General features: G+C 49.0%; 12 protein-coding genes, 1 tRNA gene and 1 riboswitch. Of the genes, 1 reads left to right on the plus strand and 12 read right to left on the minus strand.

The window, feature by feature from the left end; translation table 11 throughout:
- Nucleotides 1-349: 349 nt before the first annotated feature.
- The 12 genes from FW767_RS11640 to FW767_RS11695 form a co-directional block, all read right to left on the minus strand.
- Nucleotides 350-1498: a DUF4852 domain-containing protein gene (locus FW767_RS11640; RefSeq protein ID WP_150980632.1), complete on the minus strand. Its 1149-nt coding sequence runs from the start codon at nt 1496-1498 to the stop codon at nt 350-352.
- 54 nt (nt 1499-1552) lie between these two features.
- On the minus strand, nt 1553-2434 hold the full coding sequence (locus tag FW767_RS11645) for a DUF4377 domain-containing protein (protein WP_121700171.1): 882 nt from the start codon (nt 2432-2434) through the stop codon (nt 1553-1555).
- A 270-nt stretch (nt 2435-2704) separates the two neighbouring features.
- Nucleotides 2705-3388 carry an SGNH/GDSL hydrolase family protein gene (locus FW767_RS11650; protein WP_121700172.1) on the minus strand — a complete coding sequence of 228 codons (684 nt, stop codon included), beginning with the start codon at nt 3386-3388 and terminating at the stop codon, nt 2705-2707.
- A 59-nt stretch (nt 3389-3447) separates the two neighbouring features.
- Nucleotides 3448-3521 (minus strand) — tRNA-Asp (locus FW767_RS11655).
- A gap of 86 nt (nt 3522-3607) precedes the next feature.
- Nucleotides 3608-4693: a type IX secretion system ring subunit PorN/GldN gene (porN, locus tag FW767_RS11660; protein WP_121700173.1), complete on the minus strand. Its 1086-nt coding sequence runs from the start codon at nt 4691-4693 to the stop codon at nt 3608-3610.
- Nucleotides 4694-4706: 13 nt separating this feature from the next.
- Entirely contained in the window at nt 4707-6278 is a 1572-nt protein-coding gene (gene porM / locus FW767_RS11665; RefSeq protein ID WP_121700174.1) for a type IX secretion system motor protein PorM/GldM, read from the minus strand.
- Nucleotides 6265-6984 (minus strand): type IX secretion system motor protein PorL/GldL, encoded by a 720-nt coding sequence (gene porL / locus FW767_RS11670; protein ID WP_121700175.1) that lies wholly within the window; start codon nt 6982-6984, stop codon nt 6265-6267. The genes porM and porL overlap by 14 nt, the downstream gene beginning before the upstream one ends.
- A gap of 21 nt (nt 6985-7005) precedes the next feature.
- Entirely contained in the window at nt 7006-8448 is a 1443-nt protein-coding gene (gene porK, locus FW767_RS11675; protein ID WP_121700176.1) for a T9SS ring complex lipoprotein PorK/GldK, read from the minus strand.
- Between the two features lie 9 nt (nt 8449-8457).
- Entirely contained in the window at nt 8458-9444 is a 987-nt protein-coding gene (locus FW767_RS11680) for a PorP/SprF family type IX secretion system membrane protein (RefSeq protein ID WP_121700177.1), read from the minus strand.
- Nucleotides 9441-10163: a type IX secretion/gliding motility protein PorT/SprT gene (gene porT / locus FW767_RS11685; RefSeq protein WP_205523906.1), complete on the minus strand. Its 723-nt coding sequence runs from the start codon at nt 10161-10163 to the stop codon at nt 9441-9443. The genes FW767_RS11680 and porT overlap by 4 nt, the downstream gene beginning before the upstream one ends.
- Before the next feature lie 66 nt (nt 10164-10229).
- Complete coding sequence (locus FW767_RS11690; protein WP_121700179.1) at nt 10230-11036, minus strand: SDR family NAD(P)-dependent oxidoreductase; 807 nt, start codon at nt 11034-11036, stop codon at nt 10230-10232.
- A gap of 255 nt (nt 11037-11291) precedes the next feature.
- A complete protein-coding gene (locus FW767_RS11695; RefSeq protein WP_147438816.1) occupies nt 11292-11795 on the minus strand; it encodes a hypothetical protein in 504 nt (167 codons plus the stop codon).
- Nucleotides 11796-11958: 163 nt separating this feature from the next.
- Nucleotides 11959-12084, plus strand: a riboswitch (TPP riboswitch).
- On the opposite strand from FW767_RS11695, the gene FW767_RS11700 reads away from it, so the two are divergent.
- Complete coding sequence (locus FW767_RS11700) at nt 12078-14327, plus strand: TonB-dependent receptor (protein WP_121700181.1); 2250 nt, start codon at nt 12078-12080, stop codon at nt 14325-14327. (Overlaps the previous riboswitch by 7 nt.)

The raw sequence follows: 14327 nt of genomic DNA on the forward strand, positions 1-14327 counted from the left end.
ATAGAGAATTAAAAGGGTAAAATAAAATTGACCCCTAACACCAGGACTTTAAAGGGTCAATCATATTATGGCCAAGGTGGGTAAATTCTGTTTGGCCAAAAGGGTCAAAGTAGAGTGGCTTTTCCAGGTATTGCAGAACTTCATTTTCGGCAATACTTTCAAAAATATAGCTATTGAAAATCAGCATATCATAAAGCTGATTTTCGCGATTCCGGAGGTTCTGCCACACACTCTAACCGTAACTATTCAGCGAAACGTTTTAACGGGAGTTTGTGGCAATAAAAGTAAAGACTGTTATTACAATATGCCATGTACCTTAATAGTTCTTATCGGCATATTGCTCATTGTGCTACTTTTCAGGCACTGTTTGCGTACCAAGGTAATTGTATGCCACTTCTTGTGTGTTATGAGGAAAGACACTGTAATAACCGTCTGTTTGTATAATCTCCAAGTCCAAAGCTTTTTGACCCCATGCCTTACTGAGTGTTGACCACTCGTAATCGAATGATGTTCCGGGACGCATCACCATGATGCGTTTATCGGGAAGTGATACCGGCTGTTGGAGTATACGCACATATACATATAGGATAGCCGGTATCGGCAAGCTTGCCGATATCATTTTACGCATGGCATAGACGCCTTGGGCAATGTGTTTGTCGCAAGGCACGGTGGCAAAAGAAGGAGCGTTAGTGAAATGAAAGGCACAAGTTCCCCATAAGCAATAGCCCTGTTTGGACAAGTCTTCATCCTGCTTGGTCTCCACATCGATACACTTTAAATCAGAAAGCGGGAAATGCTGTTGATTAATGTCATACATTTGAAGTTTCGAGAAACATTTGATACGGAATACCTTATTGAAATCTGCCTTTGCCACAGCTTGTTCCAGTTCTTTGCGGTATGTTGTACGGAGTTCTTCCAGTGCAAACGGGTCATTGGCAGCTTCTGCATACTGTTGGGGGGCACGGAGAGAGGCATAGGTATCTACAGATGTTGTGTCGATAGGTTTACCGTAAAGTTTATGTGCATAGGCAAATAAAATATCGGGTGTAAGGTCAACAGCTCCATTCATATGGGAAACATGATGTCTTGACACGATGTTTCCTTTGCTTAAAGCCATGTTTAGATATACGCCAATCTTGAAATCGCCTTGTTCGGCAAAAACAATTTGGGGAGTTTCCGGCTGTTGGTAAATACCGAACTGTCGATATAGTTCGGGCCGGTAGGCAGGTATGTCGGTAATGATGGCAATCCGTCCTGTCAAGTTTTTTTGATTCAGCTTTTCGAATCGATTGCTGGCGTTTAGCTGCTTAACAAATAGATAGCCCGATGACAATGGTTCGCCGATACGGAGCGTGTCGCCTACTTTATAAGTACGACCGTCGCAAGCATCAATGCACTGCCGGGCTTGTAGCGGTTGGCATAACAAACAGACCCCAGCCAACAACAAAACTGTCAGATTTTTCATGCGTTTTTTTATCATTAATTCTATAGTTTTCATATTAATAGCTTCTTATAATAGCTGCAATGACAATTAAGATAATTGATTATGCTATTAAAAAGAAATGGCATAGGAAATCACAACTGTTTTTACTCCGGCTTTTGGGTATTTATTTTTGTAAAGTTCCGTAAGGTCTTTGTAAAGATAAGCAGTGTTAGGAGTTTGGATGCTTCTCGCATCAGCAGCATAGCCAAAAAATACATCAAATGACGGATAATTGGTTTCATTGCCATATTCATCTAAAAACGTCCATTCCATGAAACCTACTATATTTCCTTTTGGCGGAAGTATGGTGTAAGAACCCGGAAATTCTTCGGGGGTTTTATTCATACTTTTGATAAAGGTTGGAGTCAACATGTTACTGTCATCTTTTATGGCAATCCATGTCATTAATTTATTATCACCTCTATATAACAAATAATGATAATCCAATGGCATGATAGAATAGGTTTTCAAATCTTCTTCAATTAGATCTTTATTATCCGCTTCTACCGCATACTTGTATTCGGGTATGAATTTATCTTTATAATACCATTCAGGAATAAAGTGTAACGGAACAGCATCTGAAGCCTTTTTGTCCTTTGATATTATTTCAAGCAGACTATATTCCGTCCATGCAGGTTGCCCCTTACGATGATTCAAATAATTTGTTTCGCTGACTTTTATCTTATATTCATATCCTTTTTCAAACTCAAATCCATCAATAAATCGAAGACTATCCCATTCTTGGGCATTTTCTTTCTTTATGGCATATACATCAGACAAATAATAAAATCCGTCTGTCCCACAAACACCGGGCAACTTCTTCGATGCAATGGTCAGAGTATATTCCTTGTAGCCTATCACTTTCTCACCTTCTTCATCTTCGTTATCGCAGCCTATAAAACCGAATATACATAGGAATAATATCAGTATTTCCAATTTTTGAGTTTTCATGTCTATCAAATTTTACAATTACGTATTTACTTTTATTTGCTCTATTCTTTTTCGTGTGCAAAATAATTATCTGTTCCAGTAGGCATTTCAGATGTTTATCAGTTATCTCATACTCGCTTGTTTTCAATCGGTCATGAACCGATACGGTTTTTGTATTAACCAATTGCGCCCCGCACCCTCCGGAGTACGGTCGATCGGCTAAAAATAAGGAGTCGGTATAAAACACATCAACCGACAACCTGACAAACTTCGTACAGGGACTTACGTTAATTACATCTTGCCGAGGACTTCCAGCACTATCTTTTCCATCAGGTCATATCCAGCCGGAGTAGGATGAACACCGTCATCAGAGTATGCCGGATTGAGAGCGCCGCTTTCGTCAAGCACCATAGGCGAATAGTAGTCGACAAACGGTATGCCGTTTTCATCGGCGTACTTCTTGATACGCTTGTTTAGGCTTATTATTTTCCGAGAGCCGTCGGTAATCTCCTGACGCCACGGGAAGCGGTTGGACGGAAGGACCGTCGACAGCACAGGACGTATGCCGTTGGCCTTGGCAAGTTCAACCATCGACACGATATTGCCGAAAGTGCGGTCCTCACTGAACACATGATTGTTTTCGGCCACATCATTGGTGCCGGCATTAATAACGACGATTTCAGGATGAATGTTAATGACATCGTCGCGGAAACGGAGCAGAAACTGATAGGAGGTCTGGCCGCTTATACCGCGAGGCACAAATCCGTGTGAAGTGAAAAAATTAGGGTGCGCATGGTTCCAGTTTTCGGTAATAGAATTGCCCATAAACACAACCCTGCGTTGGTCGGCGGGAAGTTTTGCAGCCTCTATATCGGCTTGTTCATAACGACGGAAGTTGGCCCAGTCATCGCCGGCATTTACCGGGACAGCGGCTACAAGCAGAAGGGCCGCAATAACAGACTTAAATGTTTTCATTGGTTTATTAATTAAAAATTAGCCGAAAACGCTACTGTTTCCGGCTAAGACTATCGAAGCGGTGCGTACGGGACTCGAACCCGTGACCCCATGCGTGACAGGCATGTATTCTAACCAACTGAACTAACGCACCTCAATTGATTGATGCAAAGGTAGGGCTTTGTATCGTAAATTCCAAATAATCGGCAGGCAAAATAGTCAGCCATACCGCCAATTGACTTATTTGCGGCTGCGTACCGAGCGTGTGACAGTCTTTTGCTCCTTCACTCCCGCTCTCTTGGCACGTGTGGCACGCTTGGCCCGTGAACTACGCTTGGTACTTTTTCTGACAGTATCAGATGTGCGTTTCACAGCAATTGTATCGCCCTGCTGAATACGTTCACGCTCCTCTTTTGCGGCAATAACCTCCTCACGGGTAGGCACCCACATCTTGCGGTCATAATTTTCAAGCACGGAGTCTATGGAAGCCTGCTCACGCTTACGCCGGTCAGGATCGGGATAAAGCCGGTCCATTGACAAGTTGCGAAGATTGCGGGTCTTGTATATCTCTCCGTCATATAACCCCAGCCTGAAAAAGTCGTCGTAAGTATACGATGCCGCGTTGTTGTCGTCATCCACAAATATGTCACAGGCCATAAGATAAGGATGTATGTCGCTCATCTTCACCCAAAACATAGGATATCTGACAGCCTCCCCGCCGAAATCGCCCACACGGTGCAATACCGGACACACAGCCTCGACATGCGTGGTCTTGCGGTTGGACCGGCGGTCAAAGACCCAGCGTTCTATGATGTAATAGCTCTGCACCTCGGCAGCCGGCACATCGCTCTCTTCTATTAAAAAAGACGCCACTCCGTCAGGTGTTTTACGCCCTTCTGTATATGGTATATGAAAACGGTCGAGCACATCGGCTATATTTATGCGGTAATCGGCGCCAAATATCTCACGGCCGTCAAGATACTCATAAGCCTCAATATCGCCCGCCGCCAACAGACGCATAAGTATGCGAAACAGATTTTCCTGCCCGTCGACCACATCCTCCGGATAATAAAGAGCGGCATTTTTTATATTGTCAGCGCCGAGAGTACGGTATACGACTCTCATCCACTGCGCGTTGTCATCGTCAGGAACCTCCTCGGCCATAAGCAGCTGCATGCGGTCGCTTATGCCGGATGCGGCACTGCCCGTCGTTTTGGCTTCGGAGCCCACACGCCGCACCTCGGTCGAGGTCGATGACCGTTGGGCGTGAAGCGTAGCGGCTGCAAAGGCGGCCAATAATATCAGAAAGAGACGAATATGTATCATTACCTGTAGTATTTTAGTTTATTATCACTTCCATCGGAGCTATGTCGCGCTCTATGCCGTCGGGACCGAGCGCCCTAACCCTCGAAATAAAAAATCTTTTGCCACGCGACATGCGCTTGATAGCCTCTTTCTGACGCCTCGAGAACGAGGCTCCGTCCGAGACTTCGGGCATGGCGTTGCCCATCGAGTCAAAAAATACGGTCTCGAATCCAAGCACCTTGCAGGCTATGTCAAGCATGCCGTCATCAATAGCAGCCCCGATGCCGGAAGCCGCCATAAGCTGCGGTTTGGCTATAGGTTTCGACCCGCGGTAGCGTAGCGTATGACCTTTTGTGTCATCAAGAGCGATATAAGGAGCCGGATCGGGCAACTTACGCACATGAAATGTGGTTTTAGCCACCGTCTGCTTGCGTCCGCCGACATCGGCTGTAACAGTAATCACTACATCGGAGCCGACTTTGGAAGGACGTGCCACCCATCCCCGTCCCGAACGCGACAGGGTGCCTCCGGTCATTGTGGCCGATACTGCCGAAGGCTCCACTGACGGCACCGATATATCCACCGGATTGTCGATACCCGCATAAAACACATTCATCATAGTAGCCGATACTGTGGCTGACGGCTCGACCACAGTATACTCCGGGCTAAACTCATGGCGCGACACCGTGCCGTCATCATGAGTCACTTCAAGATAGCCCGAATGAGTGTGCAGTCCCGGCGACATAGCCGGTATATCGATATGGCCGCCATTGCCGGCAAGTCTCACGCCGTCCATGTATATCGCAGGTAGCCGTGTGGTGTCGACGGCAGCAAGCACTATGTCGGCCGAATAGCTGTCGCCGCGCATGACATTGCGTGACTGCGGTATCACAAAGGCATTAAGGCTGTTGACACGGAGGTCGCCGGCATCCACCTTAGACAGCAGATGAGTCAGAGTCTCCCCCTCGGCAAACCGTATATCGTTCTGTATCTTGGACAGCAGGGTTATGGCGGCAATGGCCGGTGTGCCGTCAAACAGTCCGGTCTCCCAGTCTACCGACATCGCGCTTCCCTTCTGCGCAACAGCATCGGTAGCAAGAGCCGCCGTTATATCGGCACGCTTCGCCGAGTCGTCAGTCATGTCCACAAGCATAGCACGATATCGGCCTATACGCTCACGCAGACGCCTGCCCTGCGACGATACCGGATTAAGCATCACCACCGACACCGCCTCAAAATCCTCCTGCTTCTTTATATCACGGAGATCGCCGTTTTTACCGTCGGCTTCAAGCACTATAGCCTGTTTAAGCGAGTCGACAAACGAATATAACCTCCGGGTAGCCACACGCACATCGGTCGCCGCACTATACCAGCGCTCACCCTTACGTGGATTGTCAGCCGCCACAGCCTCCAACCGTCGGTATACGGCATCATTGCGCGCCCCGACATTGTCGTTGGAGCGCACCAACCCGTCGTTGACCTGCGTGAAGCCCTGCAGCACGTCGCTCGACACATTGAGCGCCAGCATCGCCGTCAAAACGATGTACATGAGGTTGATCATCCTCTGCCGAGGCGACATGTTGCGCGGTGTATTATCTTGTGCCATCGCCTCGCTGCATATTGACTGTCATAGCGCGGAGCATGTTCTCATACACCGTATTGAGCTGCTCGATGTTGCGCGTCATTTTCTCAGCTTCGTCACAGTAGCGGCCACTCATTGACGAAGCGTTCTCATACATGGTCCTCATCTGCTTCATGCCCTCGTTGACCTTCTCGATCGACTCAAGTTGCGATCCTATGCTCTTCAGTTGTATCTCATATATGGCATTCAGTCCTGACACGTTGCGGTTTAGCGCCTCCATCTGCACTACGTAACCTTTGGAACCCGCATTGATACTGCCTGAGTTGTCAGCTATAGTCCTGTATGCCTCCAGAAGCGCCTCCGACATTCTGTTGAGCTCCGACACGGTGGTGCGCAGACGCTCCATTTCACCTGACAGATCGGGCACATTTACCGACGGTGCCGATACAGGTGGTGATACCGGACCAGAGGAAGCCACAGAAGCAGGCGCCTCCATCCTGTCATGCTCATGATACGGACGGTCAAAAGCCGTAAGTATAAACATCAGCACCTCGGTGCCCATGCCTATGGCGAGCAGCACACTGCCTCCCGGCAGATGCAGAAATTTAAACATCGCGCCACATATCACTATCGCCGCTCCTATAGAGTAAGCGAAGTTAAAGAAGCGTTGCCCTTTCTCACTCGAAAGAAAGCGCTCTATGATGTTTCGGTATCTTTTTATCTTTCCCATTGCGATAAATGATTGTGACGTTTATTTTCTTTTTCCTCCCTGCCCTTTGGCAAAACCGATATGGGTCCTGACGTTGCGAAATCCGATGTAACTTCGCTGCTCGTTCTGATACTCCCACATGCGCAGGTCGCTTCTCACATTGTGCATGACATCTTTCCACGAGCCGCCGCGCACTATCTTGCGCTTCATACGGTAAGGGTCTTCAACGGCCGCGTCGTAACGGTATTCGGGATTCAGGTCGCTCGTGAGGCGGCTTACACTCTCCGTATAGGCCGTCGAAGTCCACTCGCTCACGTTGCCCGCCATGTCGTAAAGGCCGAAGTCGTTTGGCGCATAAGTGCCCACCCGCGAGGTTATTATGTGACCGTCGCGCACATAGTTGCCCTCATCGGGCTTGAAATTGGCATAGAAGCATCCTTTGTCATCCGACATAGGCAGGTCACCGTCCCACGGGTACTTGTTCTCGCTCCTGCCGGCACGTGCGGCATACTCCCATTCGGCTTCCGTAGGCAAGCGGTAAGGCTCGATGTGCACACCGTCCTTGCCGAGCGACTTGCGCAGATAGTCGGTGCGCCAGTTGCTGAACGCATTGGCCTGTTCCCAGCTTACTCCCACCACAGGATAATCATTATAGCCTCCGTGTGAGAAATACAGCCTCACGTACGGTTCGTTATAGGCATTGTCAAAGTCGTTGATCCAAGCCGTCGTATCGGGATAAACACTGACGATATACGTATTAAGGAAATCATAGTCGCCGGTAAGCCCGCGGGTTATGGTCTCGCGCACAATCTCGCCGTCATCATTTATATAAGCCGTATCCTTTGTGATAAGCGGCACATCGACAGGCACAGGCAGGTCGGTGTTGTACTCGCGGCGTGCAGGGTTCAGTCGATTGCGGCGCTTGGCCGCCTCAGTATGATTATATACCTCATAGCGGTACGTCAACTGCTCCGGATCAAGTTCCCGGGCTCCAGTAACGGCATTTACCCTATACATGCTCTCAATGGCCCGGGCCTCGTCCTCGTCGGGATTGCGCCACGGAATAGGCTTGCTCCAGTTGATAAAGGGGCCTATCGGATTACCTTCGCGGTCCTCCTCTATCAGGTAATCCTCATTGCCGCCGTAAGCAGGGTCGGCAAGACGCTGGCGGATAATGGAGTCACGTACCCAGTACACAAACTGCTTGTACTTGCTGTTGGTTATCTCGGTCTCATCCATCCAGAAACCGTCGACCGACACACCTCTGGCGTCGGCACGAAGATGCCACGCGCTGTCGGGTTCCGACGGACCGGCCTTTATCGATCCGCGGTCAACGAGCACCATACCGTAAGGTACAGGCTCCGACCATGACGCGGCCCCCACACCGGTCACTTCACCTCCGGCATTGCGGTTGTGACCTGTCGCACACGACACGGCTACAACTCCCGTCAATACCGCCGGCAGATATTTTATTAATCTGTTCATATAGTCGATTTACATTATGCGTATACTTTTATGCCTATACTTGTTTTTCCGTCCGAAGTCAAGCCTGACGCTGTAGCCGGCCCATATCTCGTGGCTCCCGTCGGCGGCTTTGGCAATAGCCGACGTAGCGTAGTCGTAACTGTATGTGATGAAGAAGTTGCGGTACTCGGCTCCGACAATAACAGTGACAGCATCACGATAACGGTAGCCCGCGCCTACGGTGATAAATTTGTTATACCTCGCCCGTGCCGTAACCTCGCCGGTCGTGAAAGTGAAGTCGCTTTTGACTATAACCGAAGGCTGTATCTCAAACAACGTGTTTTTGACGGGTATATTGCCTCCCGCCATAAAATAGAATGTGCGACCGGCTTCATACTCCCACTCGCGATCGCCTCCCTCCGTCATCGTTACCGAAGGGCTGTTGACATGCGACACCGACACTCCCGCCCAAAACCGCGGTGACGAGTAAAACACTCCTGCACCTATGTCGACCGACGAACCGCTTATATCGGTCCGCGGAACAGCGTCATCACTACCTTCGTGGAAATCATCGTCATCGGGCAGCACCACTTCCGAACCTTTGAAAGTCTCCTCAAGCATGCCTCCCTGAAGACCTGCCGAAAGTTCGCCGCCCCACAGCCTGAAACGATAGGACAGTTGCATGGCTGCAATAAAACCGCGATACAGCCCCATACTCTCATGGCGTACCACAAGACCGGCACCCAGACGGCGGTCAAGCAGCGGCAGAGGCATGTCGGCCAACGCAGCAAAAGTCTTGGGTGCATCAGGTATGCCGGTCCATTGAAGCCGAGAGCCTAATCTGACATTGAGCATAGGACTGCAGCCCGACGCCGCCGGATTGTAATAGTTTTTCACGGCATAGTATTGTGAAAACTGTGCGTCGGTCTGCGCAAGAACTCCGACAGGCACAATCACGGCAAGCACCTGCAATATTACTGTTAATATGACTTTACCGGTGTCCAACTGCGTTTTCATTCAAAGTAAAAAGAGAGAACCACCATCTGCGAAGTCAGTTTTTTCAGAGAATGCGTAAACTTGTAACCGTCGGGGTCATCCTGAAAGTCGGGACGGTCGTGACTCAACACATCGGTAAGCCCGAAACAGAACTTTATTTCAGGACATAACTTAAAAAAGGGCAAATAAAAGTCGCATCCGAAACCGGCCGTAAGAAGAAAATCGGCGGTATTGAGTTGCAGAGGCTCACGCGAACGGCGTCGGGACACATCAAACGTAGCCATAGCTCCGGCTACAAGATAAGGACGTGCATTGCGGTAGCGGAGCGCGGAAAACTTCACATCAACGGGCACCACCACAAGATTGGACTTGATATCCTGCTCTTCGCGACTGCCGCTGTTAACATCGTGCATTATGACAGTGCGGTTGCCGAAATACATACCCGGAGTGAAACGAAGACTGAAATACGTGTTCAACCGAAGATTGACAAGACCGGTCACACAGAAACCCGGAGAAAAAGAAGGTTGTTCCATAAACCAAGACTGTCCGTCGGCAGTGACATATCCATTATGAGTGAATACAAAATCCTGTGTATGCAATCCCACCGAAAACCCCAGATGCCAAGACCGTTGGTCGGCGTATGCCCTGTTGAGACCGAGCGCATTGCTACGCGCCGCAACCTGTAAGGCTACGGCCGCGGCAAGTGCGACACACAATATTTTTAACATAGATCGGCCCACGTCCTCGTTATTTTTCAATTTTATAACGGACGCGGGCCGCGATTTATTATATTTAACTACGTCAGTTTAACCTTTGACCAGTTCAACCGTACCGGCGGCATCGGCGTCTGGTTCATTTTTTGTCGCTGGCGACGATAGTCCTATATTCATTTTAACCCATAGACGCCCCGGTATGAGCCGCCAGAAAAATACAGCGGCAGCCCAACGGCGGTCCACGACCGCGATACGGCTACGTCGGCTTATAGCCTTGACTATCATAGGCACGACATGGTCAAGCGTCATAGTCATCGGATATGACTTGGCATCGTTCAGCAACGGGGTTCTTACAAAACCGGGCCTGATATCGGTAAAGGAAAGATTCACCTTTTCGCTGTGGGCAAGCTGCTCCACCGCCTCGAGATAAGTCTGCTGATAACGCTTCGATGCCGAGTAACTTGCCAGCCGTCCTATGCCTTTCGTACCGGCGACAGAAGAGATTATTGCAATATGGCCCTGTCCGCCTTTCTCGCTGACCTTGCGGAAATAGTGATAGGCCGCGTCGATCATTCGCGTATATCCTGTGACATTGGTCTCTACCGTAGCCACATCCTCGTCAATCTTCAACGCAGGATTTTCATGATATACACCGGCCACGTGAAGATACACATCCATTCCGCCAAGAACACCGATAAGCTCCATCAGCCGCCTCGGTGCATCGTTTTTGGTAACATCAAGTCTTATCCACTCCACCTGCTCGGGAAAAAGCTCTTTGAGCTCCTTCATGGCCCCATCACGACGTCCGGCCATACCTACGCGCCAGCCTTTGGCCGCATATGTCTCGGCAAGACGCAGCCCTATACCTGACGTCGCGCCCGTTATCACTATTCGCTTCATTATGCTAAAATCGTTTTATTGTTAATTTACTTCCATATAACAACGAGTCGCCACGTATTGTTGCCGCAGACACAAATATCGCGCATTACAACCCTATATATCAGACCTTTATCATACCATCATGACATAACCCATTATTACTCCGGGAAATTGATAAGGTCAAAATACATAGCCCTAATTGCATGTTCAGGAGAATTAAGAATCGGCAGGGAGCAAAACTTATGAAAAAGACGGATATTGGCCCTCAGAATCGAGTTATTCAACGTGTATATTATAGGTGTCTCCATTTGGAAGACTCGCATGTATTCTTATTCTCGCCCCTTCCATATATAGTGGGGCGTTTTGAAGTGCACCTTTTGCGTCGGAGTCAATTCCGCCATAGATTATTGAAATGTCGCCATCCCTACCGCTCATCAGCACTATCAAAACTTCAAAAATACCGTTTGAACTTTCGGGAGAAGCATATACAAAAGCGCACACATAATTATTATTACCTCCATTTATCATCCGCGAAAGAGGCACTTGATTAAGAATTGTAAGAACGGCATTGCCTGATTCTAAAATTTGTGATGCGTCCAAGTTCTTTGCCGAGGCTTGTTGACCATTTACAATCAACCCCAATATAGGAGTATCATAATCTGTTTTAGCGGAAATGTTAGGCACATTCGAGAGAGCTTCAAAGGCATCTTTCAAGCTCATGGCTGATACTCCGAATGAGATTGAAAATGCAATAGAGAGAAGTAATATGACTTTTTTCATATTGAAGAACTTTTTCGAATGAAACAAAAAGCCCTCTGTCTTAGTTCAGTTAAAACCATGGAGGCTTTTCTCTATTTTTGTTAGCCATTGTCAAAGATATTGCATAATTTTGCAGAATAAACAACAGCGGAGTATGGCCAAATGCCGTATCGCCGCTTGATGTGAACATATTTGGGGGTGCACCATTGTCACGGGCCGTCATGTCGGCATACTGACAACGGGGCTGAGAACAGACCCTTGGAACTTGATCCGGTTAGTACCGGCGAAAAGAAAAATTGACGCATGAAGAAAACTTTTTCATCGGCGGCGGTCATATTTGGCATGACCGGCACGCCCTGTGCCATCGCCGCTACGGCTGATGCACAACCATCGGAGCTGAACGACAGCGTAGCCATAGAACTGCGCGGTGTGGAAGTAACGGCCAACAGGGCCGGCGTGAAAACTCCGGTAGCCTTTACAAATATCAATAGGGAGACAATAGCCCGCAGTAACGACGGCAGAGACCTGCCGAGCATACTTGAGATGACACCGTCGGTCATAGCGACAGGCGATGCAGGCGGAGGCATAGGATACAGCGGCATACGCGTACGAGGCAGCGACGGATCGCGCATAAACATCACGGCCAACGGCGTACCTATCAACGACAGCGAGAGCCACAATGTATATTGGGTCAATATGCCCGACCTCGCGTCATCGTTGCGCGACATCCAGATACAGCGCGGAGCCGGCACATCGACCAACGGAGCCGGAGCATTCGGAGCCTCAATAAACATGCTCACCGACGCGCCGTCATATGCGCCGTCGGCGACGGTATCGGCATCATACGGCTCGTTTAATTCAAATAAAGAGACGATCAAAGTGTCATCGGGGCTTTTCGGCGACCACTGGAGCGTGGACGCGCGGCTGAGTCATATCGGTTCAGACGGATACATTGACCGTGCGTTCTCGAAATTGTGGAGCTATATGGGGCAGGTGGCCTACAGAGGCGACGGTATGTCTTTACGTATGCTTGCCTTCGGAGGAAAAGAGCAGACATATATGGCGTGGGACTACGCCACAAAAGAGGAGATGAAGAAGTTTGGCCGCCGTTATAACCCTTGCGGCAAATATACTGCCGACAACGGCGAGACCGCTTTCTATCCCGACCAGTGCGATAACTTCACCCAGCATCACCTGCAGTTGCTGTACACCCAGAGCATTAGACACGATTTAACCCTCAACGCCACGCTGCACTATACGAAAGGCGACGGCTACTACGACCAGTATAAGACCGACAGAACTCTTACGGAATACGGTCTGAAGCCGTTTATCGACAAGGAGGGCAATACTGTAGAAAAATCAGACCTCATAAGGTTGAAAAACAACGACAATGATTTCGGCGGAGCCATGTTGAACGTAAGGTATCTGCACGACAATCTGTCGGTTGTGGCCGGAGGAGCGGCCAATTTTCACCGCGGCAATCACTTTGGCCAGATAAAATGGGTGCGCAACTACATCGGAGCCATCGACCCTCTGCAGCAATATTACCTCAACACGGGACGCAAATTTGACTCCAACATATTTGTAAGAGCCGACTATGACATGCATAACGGCATATCGGTATACGGCGACATGCAATTGCGCCACATACATTATACAATAACCGGCATGAGCGACAACTTTGACTGGAATACAGGCGATATGGCGCTTCTTGATCTGCATCGCGACTGGACTTTCCTCAACCCGAAGATAGGAGTGGCCTATAACTGCGGCAGTCACCGCGCTTATGCCTCATGGAGCGTGGCTCATAAGGAACCCACGCGTGACAACTTCACCGACAGCGACCCTGCCCATTATCCCGAGGCTGAACGCATGTTTGACTACGAACTGGGATACTTCTACAACACAAACCTGTTCTCGCTCGGAACAAACTTATATTACATGGACTACCGCAATCAGCTTGTGGTGACAGGACAGCTGTCAGACACCGGCAACCCGATAAGCGTCAATGTACCGGATTCATACCGCATGGGCATCGAGCTACAGGGAGCCTTGAGACCCGTAGCGTGGTTTGACTGGCAAGTCAACGCAACTCTGTCGCGCAACCGCATCAGCGATTTTACCGAATATGTATACGAGGATGAATGGAAAAATCCGATATCGATCGACTGCAGCGACACTCCTATAGCGTTCTCCCCTGACTTCATACTGCAAAACATGTTCAACTTCAATGCAGCAGGATTTGAGGCGTCGTTGGCAAGCCGATACATCTCAAGCCAATACATGAACAATGCCCGAAGCGCCGAGGCCCGACTTGACTCATATTTCGTATCGGACCTTTCGCTTGCATATACATTCAGGACCTTGCCGTCGATAAAAGAGCTACGCCTCGGTTTAGCGATATATAATCTGTTCAATGAGAAATATTACAACAACGGATATGCCGGCGCCGGATATTATATAGAGAATGACAAACCGGTCATATACCGCTACGCAGGCTTTGCAGCACAAGCCACCGCCAATGTTCTCGCAACCGTAACAATGACTTTCTGA

The organism is Heminiphilus faecis, assembly GCF_008728965.1.
Lineage (GTDB): Bacteria > Bacteroidota > Bacteroidia > Bacteroidales > Muribaculaceae > Muribaculum > Muribaculum faecis.

Excerpts from the sequence above, each read along its gene's own strand:
- FW767_RS11640 (WP_150980632.1), bottom strand. The coding sequence starts at position 1,498 with ATGAAAACTATAGAATTAATGATAAAAAAACGCATGAAAAATCTGACA.
- FW767_RS11645 (WP_121700171.1), bottom strand. The coding sequence starts at position 2,434 with ATGAAAACTCAAAAATTGGAAATACTGATATTATTCCTATGTATATTC.
- FW767_RS11650 (WP_121700172.1), bottom strand. The coding sequence starts at position 3,388 with ATGAAAACATTTAAGTCTGTTATTGCGGCCCTTCTGCTTGTAGCCGCT.
- porN (WP_121700173.1), bottom strand. The coding sequence starts at position 4,693 with ATGATACATATTCGTCTCTTTCTGATATTATTGGCCGCCTTTGCAGCC.
- porM (WP_121700174.1), bottom strand. The coding sequence starts at position 6,278 with ATGGCACAAGATAATACACCGCGCAACATGTCGCCTCGGCAGAGGATG.
- porL (WP_121700175.1), bottom strand. The coding sequence starts at position 6,984 with ATGGGAAAGATAAAAAGATACCGAAACATCATAGAGCGCTTTCTTTCG.
- porK (WP_121700176.1), bottom strand. The coding sequence starts at position 8,448 with ATGAACAGATTAATAAAATATCTGCCGGCGGTATTGACGGGAGTTGTA.
- FW767_RS11680 (WP_121700177.1), bottom strand. The coding sequence starts at position 9,444 with ATGAAAACGCAGTTGGACACCGGTAAAGTCATATTAACAGTAATATTG.
- FW767_RS11690 (WP_121700179.1), bottom strand. The coding sequence starts at position 11,036 with ATGAAGCGAATAGTGATAACGGGCGCGACGTCAGGTATAGGGCTGCGT.
- FW767_RS11695 (WP_147438816.1), bottom strand. The coding sequence starts at position 11,795 with ATGAAAAAAGTCATATTACTTCTCTCTATTGCATTTTCAATCTCATTC.
- FW767_RS11700 (WP_121700181.1), top strand. The coding sequence starts at position 12,078 with ATGAAGAAAACTTTTTCATCGGCGGCGGTCATATTTGGCATGACCGGC.